This window comes from Amycolatopsis sp. NPDC004169, from assembly GCF_040610315.1.
GTDB lineage: Bacteria > Actinomycetota > Actinomycetes > Mycobacteriales > Pseudonocardiaceae > Amycolatopsis.
This window is the reverse complement of sequence record NZ_JBEXMD010000009.1, coordinates 19,671-35,591: the sequence shown is the minus strand read 5'-3', so window position 1 is coordinate 35,591 and position 15,921 is coordinate 19,671. Positions and strand designations below refer to the sequence as shown.

The window sequence follows — 15,921 nt, the reverse complement described above, 5'->3', positions numbered from 1 at the left end:
CGCGACCGCCCGTCTAGAAGACGCCCGGCAGTACTTCCTCTCGAGCCTTCGCGTAGCTGTCTTCGTGTTCCTCCAGGTACGCCTGCCACGCTTGGGCGTCCCAGATCTCCAGCCTGGTGATCGCCCCGATCACCACGCACTCCTTGCTGAGCCCCGCGTAGCGGCGGAGCTCGGGCGCGATGGTGATGCGCCCCTGGCCGTCAGGACGTTGCTCGTCCGTGCCGGCGAACAGGTAGCGCTGGTAGGCCCGAACCGCCTCGTTCGTGAACGGGGCCTCGGCGACCTTGCGCGCCATCTGCTCGAACTCGGCGCGGGGGAAGACGAAGAGGCAGTGGTCCTGCCCCTTGGTGACCATCAGCCCACCCGCCAAGGCGTCACGGAACTTCGCGGGCAGCGCGAGCCGCCCTTTGTCGTCCAGCTTCGGGGTGTGGGTGCCGAGGAACACGGCCTCCACCTCCCTACCGCCCACGGTGGCGAACCACCCCGGACGGCCACGGGGCTTCCCTTCCGCCCCACTGGCCACCACCGTACCCCACTTTTCACCACAGTCAACGCGACAAAAGCGCAGACCACTCCGTCGAGTGTTCCGTTTGCGCAGGTCAGCAGGGTGGGGCCTGGTGGGGGGCGTGGTGGGGGACGGTGGCCAAGATCCCCCGCACCGGGGGCCGGAGCAACCTCAGCTGTTCCTGAAACGTCCGCATAACGGCCGCGAAAGAACCCACCCCCACCCAGCAGACCGGCCAGTGGGTCAAGGTGGAGACCCAGGTGGGGTCCAGTGGGGGACGCGGGTGGGGCCCAGTGGGGAACCAGGCGTGACGGAACCCGGATCCGCCGTGATCCGGGCCGGAACCCACGTGATGAGACACGTGACCGGCGTGATCAGAGCCGTAACTCGCGAGTTCCGGCCCCAATCACGCGAGTTCCGGCTTCAATCACATGGGTTCCGGCTTCGATCACGCCGGTTCCGCCCCGGATCACGCTCCGAGGCTCAGTCCTCCGGGGTGAGGAGGGCGGTGACGCGGGCGGCGAGGCGGGTGCTGTCGACTGGGCTGACCGTCACCCACTCCGCCCCACCCCGGCCCGGCGTCTTCGTCGCGCAGTAGGCCCCGACGTCGGTGTCGAACCACGTCAGCCCGCCCACCCGCTCGACCCGGCCCGCTCCCGACCGGCGGCTCACGCTGAACTGCCCCGCCGCGAACACCGGCCGCGCCTGGATCGCACGGACCTCCTCCAGCTGGGCCGCCGCCGTTCCCGACGCGACCTGCGAAGACAGCGTCGACGCCGGGAGGCTGACCCCGTAACCCGGGCCGGCCGCCAGCTCCGGCAGGACGTCGACGATCGCCGAGGCGAGCTCGCCCGGGTGGATCGAATCCAGACTGATCGTCTGCTCCGGCTGGGTCGCCAGGACGCCACGGCGGCCGCGAGCCGCCGTCACCGCGCGGAACGGCTCCGCCGCCGTCATGTCGGCCAGCGCCTCGCACGCGACGAACACGTCCGCGTCCGCGAGCAGCTCCAGCCGCGCGGCCAGCGCCGGCTCCAGCCTGCCCCCGTCGTAGAGGCCCCGCGAAGCCAGGTTTTCGTAGACGGCCTTCCGCACTTCGGCCCGCTCGGCCTCGGTGACGCCGACGCTGCGCACGCTCAGCGGCTCCGGCGGCCGGTCGTGGCCGAGGTCGGTCCAGAGGATGTCGAACGCCGACGCCGAAACCCGGATCAAGCCCGCCCCAGCGCCGGCGGGGCCGGGAAGGTCTCGGCGGGCACGTGCCCGCGCAGCGCGGTGTCCCGCGTCCGGAGGACGTCGATCGCCTTCTGCCGCGCGGCCTCCGCCGCGGCCCGGCGGGCCGCCATCTCCTCCGCCAGCCCGGCCAGGACGAAGACGCTCCCGCTGGACGCGGCGTCGCGGATCATCGACGCCGGGTCGTAGGTCACCGGCGGCGGCATGTCGGCCCGGGCCCGCGCGGCCGCCTCGGCCTGCGCTCCGACCGCCTGGCCCACCGACGCCGAGACGGCGGCCGAGTGCGAAAGCCACTGCGCGGCCCGGCCCAGCGCCGCCCGCGCCGCGTCCCCGGCCTGGCCGCGCCAGTGCTCGTCCGACGAGGCGACCAGCGCGGCGACGTCGGCCGTGGACTCCTGCAGCCGTTTCGCCAGGCCGTCCCAGCGCGCGCCCGCTTCGCCCGCGGCCACCGGGTCGTTGCCGCGGGAGACCTCGGCGGCCATCGCCTCGTGGCTGTAGGCCTCGTACCGCGCGGTGGCGACGGGGGGTTCGGGCACGGCGCACCTCCTGGTCAGGGCAGCTTGGGTTCGACGAGCCCGGCCACCGTGCCCGCGCGGCGGCACGCGAGCGGGGTGTCCGAGAAGCCGGTGTTGCTGACGTCGATCTGGACGCTGGCGCCGTCGCCGACCCCGAGGAGTACCGCGCAGGTGCCGTCGGCGGCCTTCTTGTCCGCGACCTTCCAGCCCGGGTGCCTGCCGACCGTCGTCTTCGTGACGTTCTTCTTGGCGACGTCGAGATCGGCAAGCCCGTCGGTGGCGGTGAGGGTCACGGTGACACCGAAGGTGCCGGGCACGCTCCAGTCGCACGCGCGGGCGCCGGCGATGTCCTTGGGCTTGCCGAGGACGCTGATCCCGGCGGCCGACCGGTCCTGCGGGGAGAGCAGCGTGCAGGGGTCGAGCGCGGCGAGGCCGGTCCAGGCGACCGGCGGGGCCGCGGCCGAGGCGGACGCGGAAGTCACCGCGTGCCCCGCCGGCTCGGCGCTCGGCGGCCGCCCGCAGCCGGCGAGCAGGAGAAGAAGGAGGGGCGCGAGCCACCGCCGCACCCTCGGCTGCGCGCGCACCGGCTCAGCCACCACCCACGCAGTCCACGCCGCCGGCCGCCTGCTCGTCCGCGTGCTGGTACTTCGCCAGCGCCTCGCCGATCCGCTGCTTGAGCGTCTCCAGCTCCTTGCCGAACGCGGTCAGCTGCTGCACTGCCGAGCCTTGGCCGCCGATCCCGTACTCGGCCATGAACTCGCCGATCTCCCCGGCGTAACCACCACCCAGCGGCACGCTCCGGCCGAGCACCTTGGCCTCGCGGACCATTTCCCCCACGACGTCCTGCAGCCGGCCGAGCTTCGCGTACGCGTCCGTGGCCAGCTCGGGCGCGACCGCGAAACCGCGCACGTCATACGACGGCTGGGTTCGCAGCTCGCTCATAAGGGGATACGCCTCTCCGTAGCCGGGCGACCTCGAACCGCAGCATACGACAGAGCGGGGCGTCAGCGGGAGCACCCAGAATCGGGTGAATACGCACCCGTTCGGGGTATCGTCCCTGCTTGCGCAGTGTCATCATCCGCGGTGCCGGAAGTGCTCGCGGGGTTCCGCCCCCCGGTTCGCCCGGGTTTGACACACTGGGTGGAAGGCTGGTCGCTGCGCGCGGACAGCAGCGAGGGGGCCGTTCGGCCCGGCGGTGCGCACAACGCGCGCGGCCATGCGCCACCAGGAGGTCGAGTGACGTCGAGAATCCAGTCTGCCGCGCCCGGATCGGGCGAGCAGGCATCCGGGCGGCCGCCTTACCCGGCGGAGCCCTCGGGCAACGGCCGGGTCCACGGCCACCCCGGCAGAGTGCCGCTGGACGAACTGCACGACACCGCGCGCCGGATCGCCGCCAACGTCGAACGCGTGCTGGTCGGCAAGCCCGACGTCATCCGGATCGCGCTGGTCACCCTGCTCGCCGAAGGCCACCTCCTGGTCGAGGACGTGCCCGGCGTCGGCAAGACGTCGCTGGCCAAGGCCCTCGCCCGGTCGATCGATTGCACGGTCAGCCGCATCCAGTTCACCCCCGACCTGCTGCCGAGCGACGTCACCGGCGTCTCCATCTACAACCGCCAGTCCGGCGAGTTCGAGTTCCGCCCCGGCCCGGTGTTCGCGAACATCGTGGTGGGCGACGAGATCAACCGCGCCTCGCCGAAGACGCAGTCGGCGCTGCTGGAGTGCATGGAAGAGCACCAGGTCACCGTCGACACCTCGACCTACCGCCTCGACCAGCCGTTCATGGTCATCGCGACGCAGAACCCGATCGAGATGGAAGGCACCTACGCCCTCCCCGAGGCCCAGCGCGACCGGTTCACCGCGCGCGTCTCCATCGGCTACCCCGACCAGCAGGCCGAGCTGGCCATGGTCGACGAGCACGCCGGCCACAACCCGCTCGAAGACCTGCAGCCGGTGTCCGACGGCGAGACCGTGCACCGCCTGATCGAGACGGTCCGCGCGGTGCACATGGCGCCGGAGGTCCGCCGGTACGCCGTCGACGTCGTCGCGGCGACCCGGCAGGTCCCGGAGATCCGGCTCGGCGCGTCCCCGCGGGCGACCCTGCACCTGGTCCGCGCGGCGCGGGCGCAGGCGGCGCTGTCGGGCCGCGACTACGTCGTGCCGGACGACCTGCACACGGTGGCGGTCCCGGTGCTGGCGCACCGGCTGGTGCTGACCACGGAGGCCCACGCGGCCCGCCGGTCGGCGACCGACGTCGTGCGCGCGGTGCTGCACCGGGTGCCGGTGCCGCAGGGCACCCGGCCTTAGTCTCCGCCGAAGGGGAAGAGAACGGCATGCTGCGTGCCCTGTCCGGCCTGACCACCCGCGGCCGCTGCCTCCTGGCCGCGGGGATCGCCGCCGCGGTGTGCTCGTTCGTGCTCAACGAGCGCGACCTGCTGCGGGTGGCGGTGTTCGTGGTGGCGCTGCCGCTGCTGGTCGCCGCGTTCATCTCGGCGACGCGGCTGCGCATCGGCGCCACCAGAACGCTGCGCCCGCAACGGGTCGCGGTCGGCGGCAACGGCGAGGTCCAGCTGGAGCTGTGGCGCAGCGGGCGGCTGCCGGCCGGCGAGATCCTGCTCGAGGACGGCGTGCCGTACGCGCTGGGGTCGCGGCCGCGGTTCGTCGTCGAGCGGCTCCCGCACGACCGGCGCGTCGCCCTGCGCTACCCGCTCCAGCCGGTGCTGCGCGGGATCCAGCAGGTCGGCCCGCTGCGCGCGACGATCACGGACCCGTTCGGGCTGTGCGAGTTCGAGCGTGAGCTGATCGGGCACTCGCGGCTGGTCGTGGTGCCCCGGGTGGTGCCGCTGTGGGGCCTGCCGAGCGGCGCGGGCATCGGCGTCGGCGACGACGGAACGGTCCGGCTGCACGCCGGGCAGGGCGAGGCGGACGTGATCGTCCGCCAGTACCGCCAGGGCGACGACCTGCGGAAGGTGCACTGGCGCTCGACGGCCCGCCGCGACGAGATCATGGTCCGCGTCGAGGAACGCCCGTGGCGCGGCGGCACGACGGTGCTCCTGGACCACCGCGCGGCGGCCCACCACGGAAGCGGCCCGGCGGCGAGCTTGGAGTGGGCGGTGTCGTTCGCGGCATCGGCGGCCCTGCACCTGCGCCGATCGGGACACCGCGTCCGGCTGGTGAGCGAGCACGGAGTGACGCTGGCGGACACCCCGGGCGACGGCGGCGACCACTACGACCACGTGGTGCTGGACGCGCTGGCGGCCCTGCAGCCGGCGCACCAGCGCGACATCACCCTGGCCGGCGACCCGGCCGAGGGTCAGGAGCTGATCGCGGTGCTGGGCACGGTGAGCACGGAGGCGGTCCACGAGCTGACGCAGTACCGCCCGCGCGGGATCAGGAGCTTGGCGGTGTTGCTGGACACGCCGACGTGGTCGGCGGGGGTGACAGCGCCGGAGCAGAGGGCGGCGGCAACGGAGGATTCGGCGGCGCTGCTGCGCGCGGCCGGGTGGGGCGTGATCATCGCGGGGCCGGGCTCGCCGATGCCGCAGGTGTGGGCCGAGCTGTGCCGCAGCGGCGCCCGCCGCGGCACGCTGATCGGGGGTCCGCGATGAGTATCGCCGCAGCGAACACTTCGCACACCAGCCGCACCCCCACCCACCACAGCTTTCCGATCGGGGGCTCGCAATGAGCACCGCCGCCCCACCGCGGAAATCCGAGCGACCCGCGAACACGCGCCCGGCCCGCGACGAGCGCCGAGCCCCAGCCACCCGCCGCGAGCGCTCCGCCCACCCGCCGCGAAAGCTCGGGCTGCCCGCGAACCCGCAGCCCGCGGCGAACGCGCGCCAAGCCGAGCCTGGGCCCGCCGCCGCGCACACCAGCCGCACCCCCACCCACCACAGCTTCCCGATCGGGGGCTCGCGATGAGCACCGCCGCCCCACCGCGGAAGTCCGAGCGGCCCGCTCCCCGGCCCGAGCGGCCGCTTTCCGCCTGGCGCAGCAGCATTCTCGCGCCCACCGCCGCCGGCGTCGCCACCCTCTGCGCCGCCACCTCCGTCACCAGCGTCGTCTCCGGGCTGGCCTGGTTCGGGTACCTGTTCGTCGCCGTCCTGCTCATCGGGGCGGCCGGGCTGGCGCTCCGCTCGCTGCAGGTGCCGACCGTGCTCGTCGGCTTCGGGCAGCTGCTCGTCCTGCTCTTCCTCATCACCGGCGCCTTCACCACGCACGGCATCCTGCAGGTCATCCCCGGCCCGGAAGCGTTTTCCGAGATCGGGACCACGCTGTCGGCCGCCGCCGAGCAGATCCGGGTCGGGTTGCCGCCGGTCGAGGGCAGCCAGCCGATCCTCTGCCTGGTCACCATCCTGATCGGCCTGGTCGCCGTCCTCGTCGACACGCTGACCGTCGCCGCCGCCGCGCCCGCCGCCACCGGGCTCGTGCTGCTCTGCGTCTACGCCGTGCCGGCCGCGCTGAGCGAAGACATGCTGCCGTGGTGGACGTTCCTGCTCGGCGGGGCGGCTTTCGCCGGCCTGCTGGCCGTCGACGGCAACCACCGGCACCAGCGCTGGCGCACCCGGGAGGCCCCCGGACGCAGCGGCAAGCCGGGCATGCTGTCCGCGCCGGTCGCGGTCGTCTGCGCGGCGATCGTGCTCGGCCTGCTGGGCGGCGCGATCACCTGGGTCGGCACGGTCGGCCGGATGCCGTTCGGCGACGGCGGCAACGGCCCCGGCGCCGGTTCCGGCGGCTTCGGCATCCAGCCGTTCACCGAGCTGCGCGGCATGCTCGACCAGGGGTCCAACCGCGAGCTGTTCAAGGTCCGCGGCCTCGGCACCGACCGGCGGCTGCTGCGCGCGATGACGCTCGACACCTACTACCCCAACAAGGGCTGGGGCCTGCACGACGAAGGCCGTTCGCAGCAGGGCGTCCCGGTCGGGCCGCAGCTGCCGCCCGCCCCGGGCGACGACGGCACCGGCACCGCCCGCCGGATCGACGTCGAGCCGACCAGCTGGCGGGACAACTGGCTGCCGGTGTACGGCGCGCCGCGGGTGATCGACGGCGCCGCCGACGGCTACCTCTACGACCAGATCAGCGGCACGGTGTTCACCACCCGCAGCGAAGCGCCACCGGCGTACACCGAATACGCGTCGCTGCGGGAACCGACGGCTGCCGAGCTGCGCGTGACACCGCGCGTGGACGACCTGCCGCCGCGCTACAGCCAGATCGACCAGGTCGACGAGCGGGTCCGCACGAAGACGCAGCAGCTGATCACCGGCGCGTCCAACGACTTCGACCGCGCATCGGCGATCTGGCGCTACTTCACGGCGCAGAACGGCTTCGTCTACGACACGAAGACAGCGCCGGCGAACGACGCCGACGCGCTCGCCGACTTCATCCTCAAGGGCAAGCGCGGCTTCTGCGAGCAGTTCGCGTCGGCGATGGCCGTGATGCTGCGGGTGGCGGGTATCCCGTCGCGGGTGGCGATCGGGTTCACGCCGGGCGTGCCGGTCAACGACTACCTGTCGATCAGCACCCAGGACGCGCACGCGTGGGTCGAGGCGTACTTCGGCGGCAAGGGCTGGGTGACGTTCGACCCGACGCCGCTGTCCGACGGCCGCGGCATCACCCCGTCGTACCTGCAGGCCGGCCCGCAGAACGGCAACCAGCCGGACGACACCCAGGTGGCGCCGAGCACGGTCCAGTCGAGCGCGGCGCCGACCGGAGCCCCCCGCGACACCGAGCCGAACCTCCCGGCCCAGACGGCCAAGGACGCTTCGGGCAGCGACGACTGGCTGTTCACCATCGCGCTGGCCCTGGCGGCCTTGGGCGCGGCGGCCCTGATCGCGGCGACGTTGCTGAGGAGGCTGCTGCCGGACAGCCGGGCCCCGGCACCGCCGCAGCCGGACCGGAGCGAAGGCGACCTGCTGGTCCGGGCCCCGGCCCAGGTGGCGGCCCCGTCCCGGCCCCGCGCGCTGCTGGGCTGGCTGCCGCTGGCGGCGGTGACGTTGTGGATCATCGCCCTCGGCCTGCTGGCGGCGACGGTGGCGTGGTGGCTGGGGGTGCTGGTGGTGCTCCTGCTGCTGTTGGTGGCGGGTCCGGCGCTGGCCCGCGAGGTCGTCCGCCGCAGGCGCCTGCAGAAGATCGCCCAGCACCAGCCGGCCGCGGCCGACGCGGCGTGGGCGGAGCTGCGGGCGGAGTGCGCGGACCGGGGCCTGCCGATCCCGGACAGCGACACGGTCCGCGTGGCGGGCCAGAAGCTGGCGGCCAAGCACCACCTCGACGACGAAGGCCGAGCAGACCTCCGCACGGTGATCGGCGCGCTGGAGAGGTCGTGGTACGGCGGGGACGAGACGCCCCAGCCGGACCTGCCGCCGGCTTTCGAGGGCCTGCGGCGGAGTCTCCGGCGGAACGCTCCGCTTTCGTGGAAGGGGAAGTTGTTCCCCCGATCGGTCTTCCGCAACCGCACCTGACCCCCTCGCCTCTCCTGCCCGCGTGATCAGCCAGGCGTCACGCGTGATCAGCCAGGCATCACCCGTGATCAGCCAGGCATCAGCCTGATGCCCCGCCAATCACGCGCGTCGCCCCGCCAATCACGCGTGTCGCCCCTCCAATCACGCGAGATGCCTCCTCAATCACGCGAGATGCCCCTTCAATCACGAGTCCCGCCCTCGATCGCGCGAGTTCCGGCTCTGATCACGCGAGTTCGGGGCTGATCACCCCTCGGAGGGTCCGCCGAAGGCGGCTTCGGTTCCGCCGGGCGGAGTGATCATGCGCGATCGAGAGCCGCCGAGGCCGAATGATCGCGGCGGGAGGCGCCCGTCTGCGCGGCGAGCCGCGAGCGGAACCACGGGTGGTCGGATGCGGGGCGAGCCGGAGGTGCGGGGCCGAGCGGTCGGGTGAGTGCGGGAGCGAGCGCGCGGGTCGGACGCCTCACCCTTGTGGGGGTCACCCACCGTCACCACACCCAGCCAGACCGCCCCAACCAGGCTGAGCACACAAGAAGATCCGCGTCCCCCCGGATGGAGGGACGCGGATCTCGTGGTCTTGCGGCGCTACTGCTCCTCGAAACGCTGGCGGAAGCGCTCCTCCATCCTCTGGGTGAAGGAACTCCGGCGTCCCGATGCCTTGCCGCCGCGTGCGCCTGGTCTACCGCCCTTGCCGTCTCCGTCGGCTCCGTGCCGAATCGATGTGACGGCCATCATGACTCCGAAGAACATCACGAGGAACCCGAGCACGCTGATCAGCGGGATGTCGGCCACCCGGAACTGCGGCACCACCACGCCCAGCACCAGCAGGGCCACGCCCACTACGAACAGGGCGATGCCCTGAATACGCCGTCGGCGAGCGGGGCGACGCAACCGGGTGCCACGCACCGTGGATGCGAACTTGGGGTCCTCGGCATAGAGCTCGCGCTCGATCTGATCGAGCAGCCGCTGCTCATGCTCGGAGAGTGGCATCTTTCCTCCTCCGGCACAGCTGTCGCGGGCGCCGGGCCGCGCAACGTCCTGGACCCAACAGCCAACCCCAGGCGGGGTGGCACTGTCCAGGATACGAGGCCCGCGCCCGCACGACTACCCGATCCCGCATCCAGAAGGGATCGAATTGGGCTAAATCCCGCCCGACGGGCGTTGCGGACCGTCACCGTTGCCGATCGTGACCATTTTGCCGCCTCACCGCCGTTGTGGGGGAACGTCACCAAGCCGTAGATCACCGTCCGTTTTCCCGGGGTCCGAGCAGTGACGCCGGCCGCACCGCGGCCGAGCCGAACTTCGAGCGGGCGACGTCGGCCGCCACCTCCGCGTCCCGCCAGCGCGGGGCCGGGGAGTCGAACACCAGCTGCTCCCCCGCCTCCCCCGTGTCCAGCCCTTCGACCCGGACGCCGATCAACCGGACGGCCCCGGTCGGCGCGTGCTCGGTGAGCAAGGCCACGGCCACCGCGTGGATCTCCCGCGCCACGTCCGTCGGCGAGACCAGCGTGCGGGCCCGGGTGATCGTCCGGAAGTCCGCGAACCGCACCTTGATCGACACCGTCCGGCCGCGCACGCCCCGCTCCCGCAACGTCGCCCCGACCCGCGAAGACAACCGCAGCAGCTCCAGCCCCAACGAAGCCCGGGAATGCTGGTCGACGTCGAACGTGTGCTCCGCCCCGATCGACTTCTCCGGCGAATCGACCACCACCGACCGCTCGTCCACCCCGTGCGCCAGCCGGTACAGGTGCTCGCCGACCGCCACCCCGAGTGACTTCTTCAGCCGCTCCGGCGGGAACGCGGCGACGTCGGCGATCGTGTCCAGACCCAGCCGCCGCAGGTGCTCCTCGGTCCGCGCGCCGACGCCCCACAGCGCCGACACCGGCAGCGGGTGCAGGAACGCCAGGGTCTCCGCCGCCGGCACCACGACCATGCCGTCCGGCTTCGCCATCCCCGAAGCCAGTTTCGCGACGAACTTGACCTTCGCCACCCCCACCGAACAGGTGATCCCGTGTTCGGCCGCGACCCGCGCGCGGATCTCCGCACCCAGCGAAGCCGGAGTGGCCCCCAGCCGCCGCAGCGCCCCGCTGACGTCCAGGAACGCCTCGTCCAGGCTCAGCGGCTCGACCAGCGGGGTCAGCTCCCGGAAGATCCCCATCACCCCGCGGGACACCGAGCCGTACAGCCCGGACGTCGGCGGGATGTTGATCAGCTGCGGGCACAGCCGCTTCGCCGTGGAGAACGGCATGGCCGAGCGCACGCCGAACTTCCGCGCCGGGTAGTTCGCCGCGGCCACGACGGCCCGCGGCCCGCCCCCGGACACCACGACCGGCTTGTCCGCCAGCTCGGGCCGGGTCCGCAGCTCCACCGACACGAAGAACGCGTCCATGTCGACGTGCAGCAGCCCGCACCCGGTGTCGTCCGGCACCGGCTCACCCGGCCGGACCCGGAACCGGCCCATCCCGCCCGGCAACTCGGCATTTCGTCCCACACCCCAGGACGCTACCGGCCACCACCGACAGTTTCGGGCAAGAAGCAGGTCAGGCTGGACGCGCCACCGCGTGCAGCCGGCCGGCGACCTCCCGCAGCGCCGGCGTCGCCGCCGCCACCCGCTCGAACTCCGCCAGCTCGTCGTCACGCACGTCGCCGGACACCAGGTCCGAGATCACCCGCTCGCCCTGCAGCAGGGTCACTTCCAGGCCGGCGGCCTCCAGGCCGGCCTGCAGGCCGGCCGCGGTGAACCGGCGCAGCACCGTGTCGCCGGGGACGACCCCGTCGGCGCTCTCGAGCAGCTGCCGCGCCTCGCCGACCCGCCCCGCCAGCGCCCGGTGGAACACCGCCGCATGCCGGTTCGCGACCAGCACCGACACCGCGCCACCCGGTGCGACCGCGGTGGCCAGCGCCGCGAGCACCACGGCCGGGTCGTCGACGATCTCCAGCAGCCCGTGGGCCAGCACCAGGTCGGCCGAGCCGGCCTCGACGTGCCGCCCGAGCGCGTCGGAGTCGTCCGCGATCACCGTGATCAGCTCGGAGACGCCCACCTCCTCGGCCCGCCGCTGCAGCGTGGCCAGCGCGTTCGGACTCGGCTCGACGACCGTCACCCGGCAGCCCGCCGCCGCGAACGGCACCGCCCAGCCGCCGCTGCCGCCACCCACGTCGACGACGCGCGGGTGCTCGGCGCCCCGGGCGCGTGCGGCCTCGATCTCGGCCTCGAGCACCCGGCGGACGGCACCCGAACCCCGGGCGGCCACGGTCTCCGTCTTCATGTCGCACAGGGTAGTGCCCGCCCCGGCCCGCCTCCCGGCCTCCTCCCTTCGAGTGAACGGCCCTTGCCCGGCGGCACCGGGAGCCCGCACCCGTAGGCTGGTGAACGTGCACACGGTCGCCGTACTCAGCCTCAAGGGAGGCGTCGGCAAGACGACGGTCGCTCTCGGTATCGCGTCCGCCGCCTTGCGTAGGGGCACGCGGACGCTGGTGGTCGACCTCGACCCGCAGGGCAACGCCACCACCTCGCTCGACCCGCCCTTGACCGACGCCACCCTCGCGGACGTGCTCGAGACCCCGACCCGGGAGATGCTGGAACGCGCGATCGCGCCGAGCGTCTGGAGCGAAGACGTCGACGTCCTCGTCGGCGCCGAAGAGCTGGAGCTGCTCAACGACCCGGAGGCCGACAGCGAGCGCCTGGCGAACTTCTCGCGCGCGCTGGACGAGCTGCACCGCACGCCGCTGCGGGAAACGCCCTACGAGCTGGTGATCCTCGACTGCCCGCCGTCGCTGGGCCGCCTGACGAAGTCGGCGCTGGTCGCCGCGGACAGCGCGCTGATCGTCACCGAGCCGACGATGTACGCCGTGGCCGGCGCGGGCCGCGCCCTGGAGGCGATCGAGAAGATCCGCAAGGAGCTCAACCCGGACCTGCGCCCGATCGGCGTCCTGGTCAACAAGCTGCGCGTGCGCTCCTACGAACACCAGTTCCGGATCGCCGAGCTGCGCGAGAACTTCGGCTCGCTGGTGATGCCGACGGCGATCACCGACCGGCTCGCGGTGCAGCAGGCGCAGGGCGCGTGCAGCCCGATCCACGAGTGGCACTCGCCGGGCGCCCAGGAGATCGCGCTGACGTTCAACATGGTGCTGGCGAAGATCCTGCGCTCCAACCGGGCGGGCCGCCACCGCATCGCCGGCGAGGAGCCCGAAGGCCCGGACTGGCCCGAGGGCCCGGCCCCGGAGACACCCGAAGCGCCCGACACGCCGGCCGAGGTGTCGGAATCCACGGGGTGAGCCGTGCCCGAAGGTGACACCGTCTTCCTGGTCGCCCGCCGTTTCGCCAAGGCCATGGCCGGGAAGACGTTGCTGCGCGGCGAGTTCCGCGTACCCCAGCTGGCCACTGTGGACCTCGCCGGGCGCGACGTGCTCGGCGTCGGGACGGTCGGCAAGCACCTGTTCACCCGCTTCTCCGGCGACCTGACGCTGCATTCGCACCTGCTGATGGACGGGATGTGGGACGTCTACCCGGCCGGCGCGAAGTGGCGGCGGCCCGGCCACCACGCCCGCGTGATCCTCGCCGCGGCCGACGCCCAGGCCATCGGCTTCCGCGTCCACGACCTGAAACTCGTGGCCACGAGCAAGGAGCACGACCTCGTCGCCCACCTCGGCCCGGACCTGCTGGATCCGAAGTGGACGGACAACCACCGGAAGCAGGCGGTCGCCAACCTCACCGCCGATCCGGCGCGGGAGCTCGGCCTCGCCCTGCTCGACCAGCGGCTGATGGCGGGGGTCGGGAACCTCTACAAGTGCGAAATCGCGTTCCTGCTCGGGGTGACGCCGTGGACGCCGGTGTCCGAAGTGGACGCCGAACGGACGGTCGCGCTGGCCCGCAGGCTGCTGCTGGCCAACGCCATCGCCGGGCGCTTCGAGCAGAGCACCACCGGCCACCTCGACCGCAACCGCAAGAACTGGGTCTACGAGCGCACCCGCCAGGGCTGCTTCCGCTGCGGCGGCAAGGTCCTGGTCCGCACGCAGGGCCACGACGTCCAGCGGCGGCCGACGTGGTTCTGCCCGAAGGACCAGACAGGCACCTACCCGCCGCAGTAGGCTGTGCGGCGTGACGACGTTCAAGCTCCCGCTCTACGGGGCCGACACCGAACGCGGCGACCTCGCTCCCTGAGCCGCGCGCGCTCCTCCCGTCACCTTCGCCGAACACTCCAGGGAGCTTTGCCATGCCCGGAATCCTGACCGGGCAGGCGCTGCGCGCGTTCGCGCACGCCCTGCCCAAGGTCGAACTGCACGTCCACCTCGTCGGCTCGGCGAGCCTGCCGACCGTGCTCGCACTGGCCCGGCGCCGCCCGTCCGCCGGTGTCCCCACCGACGAGCGCGCGCTCGCCGAGTTCTTCACCTTCCGCGACTTCGCCCACTTCCTCACCGTGTACCTCGCGGTCACCTCGCTGGTGCGCGACCGCCACGACATCCACACCCTCGTCACGGGGTTGGCGGCGGATCTCGCCGCACACAACTGCCGCTACGCCGAAGTCACCGTGACGCCGTACAACCACCTGCTCGACGGCATGTCCGGCGACGACCTGCTGACCGGCCTGGAAACCGGCCGGGCCCGCGCCGCCGAACTGGGCGTGGAACTGGCCTGGTGCTTCGACATCCCGGGCGAAAAGGGCGTCCGGGCCGGGCAGGAGACGCTGGTGTTCGCGCTCCGCGAACGCCCCGAGGGCCTGGTGTCGTTCGGGCTCGGCGGCCCCGAACTCGGCGTCGGGCGCGCGCAGTTCGAGCCGTTTTTCATCCGGGCGCGCGAAGCCGGGCTGCACAGCGTCCCGCACGCCGGGGAGACCACCGGGCCGGCCACCATCTGGTCCGCGCTGCACGACCTCGGCGCCGAGCGGATCGGCCACGGCACCAGCTGCGCGGCCGACCCGGCGCTGCTGGAACACCTTGCGGCGCACCGGATCCCGCTGGAGGTGTGCCCGACGTCGAACGTGCGCACCGGGCAGGTCCCGGACATCGCCGCGCACCCGGTGCGGCGCATGCTGGACCACGGTGTCGTGGTGACGCTCAACACCGACGACCCGCCGATGTTCGGCGCCACGCTCACCGGCGAGTACGTCGCCGTGGCCGAGGCGCTGGGGCTCACCGCGGCCGAACTGGCCCGGCTCGCGGAGAACGCCGTCGACGCGTCCTTCCTCGGCGAGCAGCGGAAAGCCGTCCTGCGGGGCGAGATCACACAAATGACGTTGCACGACACCGCGGACTTCACCTAGCGTGGCAGTACACGAGAAAGGAGGTGGTCCTAAGTTGTATTCCAACAGGACTCGTGAGGTGGCTGTCCGCTAGCGGATGGCACGTGGAGGACTTTGAGCAGCGATACAACCGAGCCACCTTCGGCTCATCGCCTGCTTCACGTGGTGCCTGATAGCGAATACCAGGCAGTCACCGTGCCCCCGGGGTTTCCGAGCACCAGTCCGGCTCGGGCTCAGACGTTTGACGGCGTCTGAGAGCCACCCCGGGGGTCCCTTCATTCTGCTCATCTGTGCAGGTCATGCCACCCGGCGTGGCAGGACGACCGCCCGGCGATCAGGGTTTCGGTGTTCTGTCCCCCAGACGGCTGAAGCTCGCTAGCCTGGACGCATGCTCCGGCCCGACTACCCGATCACCACGGCTCGGCTGCTCCTGCGCCCGTTCACGCCCGGGGACCTCGACGCGCTGAACTCCTTCCAGTCCCGCGCCGACGTCGCCCGGTACCTCTACTGGGGCCCGCGCAGCCGCGCCGAGTCGGCCGCGGCGCTCGCGAAACGCGTCCACAGCTCGACGTTGACGAAGGAAGGGCAGTTCCTGGCCGTGGCGGTCGAACTGGCCGCGACCGGACAGCTGATCGGCGACCTGAACCTCGAGTGGCTGAGCAGCGAACACCGCCAGGGCGAAATCGGGTTCGTCTTCCACCCGGACCACCACGGCAAGGGCCTGGCCGCCGAGGCGACCACCGAACTGCTGCGGCTGGGCTTCGAAGACCTGGGGCTGCACCGCATCATCGGCCGCTGCGACGGCCGGAACACCGCGTCCGCCGCGCTGATGGAACGCCTCGGCATGCGCCGGGAGGCGCACCTCAGGGAAAACGAGATCGTCAAGGGCGAGTGGACCGACGAGCTGATCTACGCGATGCTCGAGGACGAGTGGAAGGACCGCGATTAGTGTCGGCCTTCACGCGAGAGTGACGCTCGGGTCG

At 72.6% G+C, this 15,921-nt stretch carries 15 protein-coding genes; 7 read left to right on the top strand and 8 right to left on the bottom strand.

Features of this window, described 5'->3' with window-relative positions:
- Positions 1–13: 13 nt before the first annotated feature.
- The 5 genes from mraZ to ABZX11_RS14450 form a co-directional block, all read right to left on the bottom strand.
- Positions 14–445, bottom strand: a complete 432-nt coding sequence (gene mraZ / locus ABZX11_RS14470; RefSeq protein WP_004561064.1) for a division/cell wall cluster transcriptional repressor MraZ — start codon at positions 443–445, stop codon at positions 14–16.
- Positions 446–988: 543 nt separating this feature from the next.
- Positions 989–1,714, bottom strand: coding sequence for an ESX secretion-associated protein EspG (locus ABZX11_RS14465; protein WP_176171534.1), 726 nt, complete (start codon positions 1,712–1,714; stop codon positions 989–991).
- Positions 1,711–2,268 carry a PPE domain-containing protein gene (locus ABZX11_RS14460; RefSeq protein ID WP_176171535.1) on the bottom strand — a complete coding sequence of 186 codons (558 nt, stop codon included), beginning with the start codon at positions 2,266–2,268 and terminating at the stop codon, positions 1,711–1,713. The genes ABZX11_RS14465 and ABZX11_RS14460 overlap by 4 nt, the downstream gene beginning before the upstream one ends.
- 14 nt (positions 2,269–2,282) lie before the next feature.
- Positions 2,283–2,843, bottom strand: a complete 561-nt coding sequence (locus ABZX11_RS14455) for a DUF3558 domain-containing protein (RefSeq protein WP_354913500.1) — start codon at positions 2,841–2,843, stop codon at positions 2,283–2,285.
- Positions 2,836–3,189, bottom strand: a complete 354-nt coding sequence (locus tag ABZX11_RS14450; protein WP_176171536.1) for a hypothetical protein — start codon at positions 3,187–3,189, stop codon at positions 2,836–2,838. The genes ABZX11_RS14455 and ABZX11_RS14450 overlap by 8 nt, the downstream gene beginning before the upstream one ends.
- A gap of 294 nt (positions 3,190–3,483) precedes the next feature.
- Between ABZX11_RS14450 and ABZX11_RS14445 the strand changes: the two genes are divergently transcribed.
- The 3 genes from ABZX11_RS14445 (at position 3,484) to ABZX11_RS14435 (ending at position 8,702) form a co-directional block, all read left to right on the top strand.
- Entirely contained in the window at positions 3,484–4,551 is a 1,068-nt protein-coding gene (locus tag ABZX11_RS14445; protein WP_176171537.1) for a MoxR family ATPase, read from the top strand.
- Between the two features lie 26 nt (positions 4,552–4,577).
- Positions 4,578–5,852: a DUF58 domain-containing protein gene (locus ABZX11_RS14440; protein WP_176171538.1), complete on the top strand. Its 1,275-nt coding sequence runs from the start codon at positions 4,578–4,580 to the stop codon at positions 5,850–5,852.
- Positions 5,853–6,161: 309 nt separating this feature from the next.
- On the top strand, positions 6,162–8,702 hold the full coding sequence (locus ABZX11_RS14435; RefSeq protein ID WP_354913159.1) for a DUF3488 and transglutaminase-like domain-containing protein: 2,541 nt from the start codon (positions 6,162–6,164) through the stop codon (positions 8,700–8,702).
- A 582-nt stretch (positions 8,703–9,284) separates the two neighbouring features.
- Here ABZX11_RS14435 and ABZX11_RS14430 read toward each other — a convergent pair.
- The 3 genes from ABZX11_RS14430 to ABZX11_RS14420 form a co-directional block, all read right to left on the bottom strand.
- Positions 9,285–9,689, bottom strand: a complete 405-nt coding sequence (locus ABZX11_RS14430) for a DUF3040 domain-containing protein (protein WP_354913157.1) — start codon at positions 9,687–9,689, stop codon at positions 9,285–9,287.
- A gap of 250 nt (positions 9,690–9,939) precedes the next feature.
- A complete protein-coding gene (gene dinB / locus ABZX11_RS14425; RefSeq protein ID WP_354913498.1) occupies positions 9,940–11,160 on the bottom strand; it encodes a DNA polymerase IV in 1,221 nt (406 codons plus the stop codon).
- Between the two features lie 79 nt (positions 11,161–11,239).
- A complete protein-coding gene (locus ABZX11_RS14420) occupies positions 11,240–11,965 on the bottom strand; it encodes a methyltransferase domain-containing protein (protein ID WP_176171540.1) in 726 nt (241 codons plus the stop codon).
- Between the two features lie 106 nt (positions 11,966–12,071).
- Between ABZX11_RS14420 and ABZX11_RS14415 the strand changes: the two genes are divergently transcribed.
- The 4 genes from ABZX11_RS14415 to ABZX11_RS14400 all read left to right on the top strand — a co-directional run bounded on the left by ABZX11_RS14415 (position 12,072) and on the right by ABZX11_RS14400 (position 15,887).
- Entirely contained in the window at positions 12,072–12,974 is a 903-nt protein-coding gene (locus ABZX11_RS14415; RefSeq protein WP_176171541.1) for a ParA family protein, read from the top strand.
- A 3-nt stretch (positions 12,975–12,977) separates the two neighbouring features.
- On the top strand, positions 12,978–13,787 hold the full coding sequence (locus ABZX11_RS14410) for a DNA-formamidopyrimidine glycosylase family protein (RefSeq protein WP_354913155.1): 810 nt from the start codon (positions 12,978–12,980) through the stop codon (positions 13,785–13,787).
- 125 nt (positions 13,788–13,912) lie between these two features.
- Positions 13,913–14,959 carry an adenosine deaminase gene (gene add, locus ABZX11_RS14405; protein WP_354913153.1) on the top strand — a complete coding sequence of 349 codons (1,047 nt, stop codon included), beginning with the start codon at positions 13,913–13,915 and terminating at the stop codon, positions 14,957–14,959.
- Positions 14,960–15,326: 367 nt separating this feature from the next.
- Positions 15,327–15,887, top strand: a complete 561-nt coding sequence (locus tag ABZX11_RS14400; protein ID WP_176171544.1) for a GNAT family protein — start codon at positions 15,327–15,329, stop codon at positions 15,885–15,887.
- The last annotated feature ends 34 nt before the right edge of the window (positions 15,888–15,921 follow it).

Coding starts and splice junctions, on each gene's coding strand:
- ABZX11_RS14430 (WP_354913157.1), bottom strand. CDS start 9,689: ATGCCACTCTCCGAGCATGAGCAGCGGCTGCTCGATCAGATCGAGCGC.
- ABZX11_RS14400 (WP_176171544.1), top strand. CDS start 15,327: ATGCTCCGGCCCGACTACCCGATCACCACGGCTCGGCTGCTCCTGCGC.
- ABZX11_RS14450 (WP_176171536.1), bottom strand. CDS start 3,189: ATGAGCGAGCTGCGAACCCAGCCGTCGTATGACGTGCGCGGTTTCGCG.
- dinB (WP_354913498.1), bottom strand. CDS start 11,160: ATGGGCCGGTTCCGGGTCCGGCCGGGTGAGCCGGTGCCGGACGACACC.
- ABZX11_RS14435 (WP_354913159.1), top strand. CDS start 6,162: ATGAGCACCGCCGCCCCACCGCGGAAGTCCGAGCGGCCCGCTCCCCGG.
- ABZX11_RS14440 (WP_176171538.1), top strand. CDS start 4,578: ATGCTGCGTGCCCTGTCCGGCCTGACCACCCGCGGCCGCTGCCTCCTG.
- add (WP_354913153.1), top strand. CDS start 13,913: ATGCCCGGAATCCTGACCGGGCAGGCGCTGCGCGCGTTCGCGCACGCC.
- ABZX11_RS14420 (WP_176171540.1), bottom strand. CDS start 11,965: ATGAAGACGGAGACCGTGGCCGCCCGGGGTTCGGGTGCCGTCCGCCGG.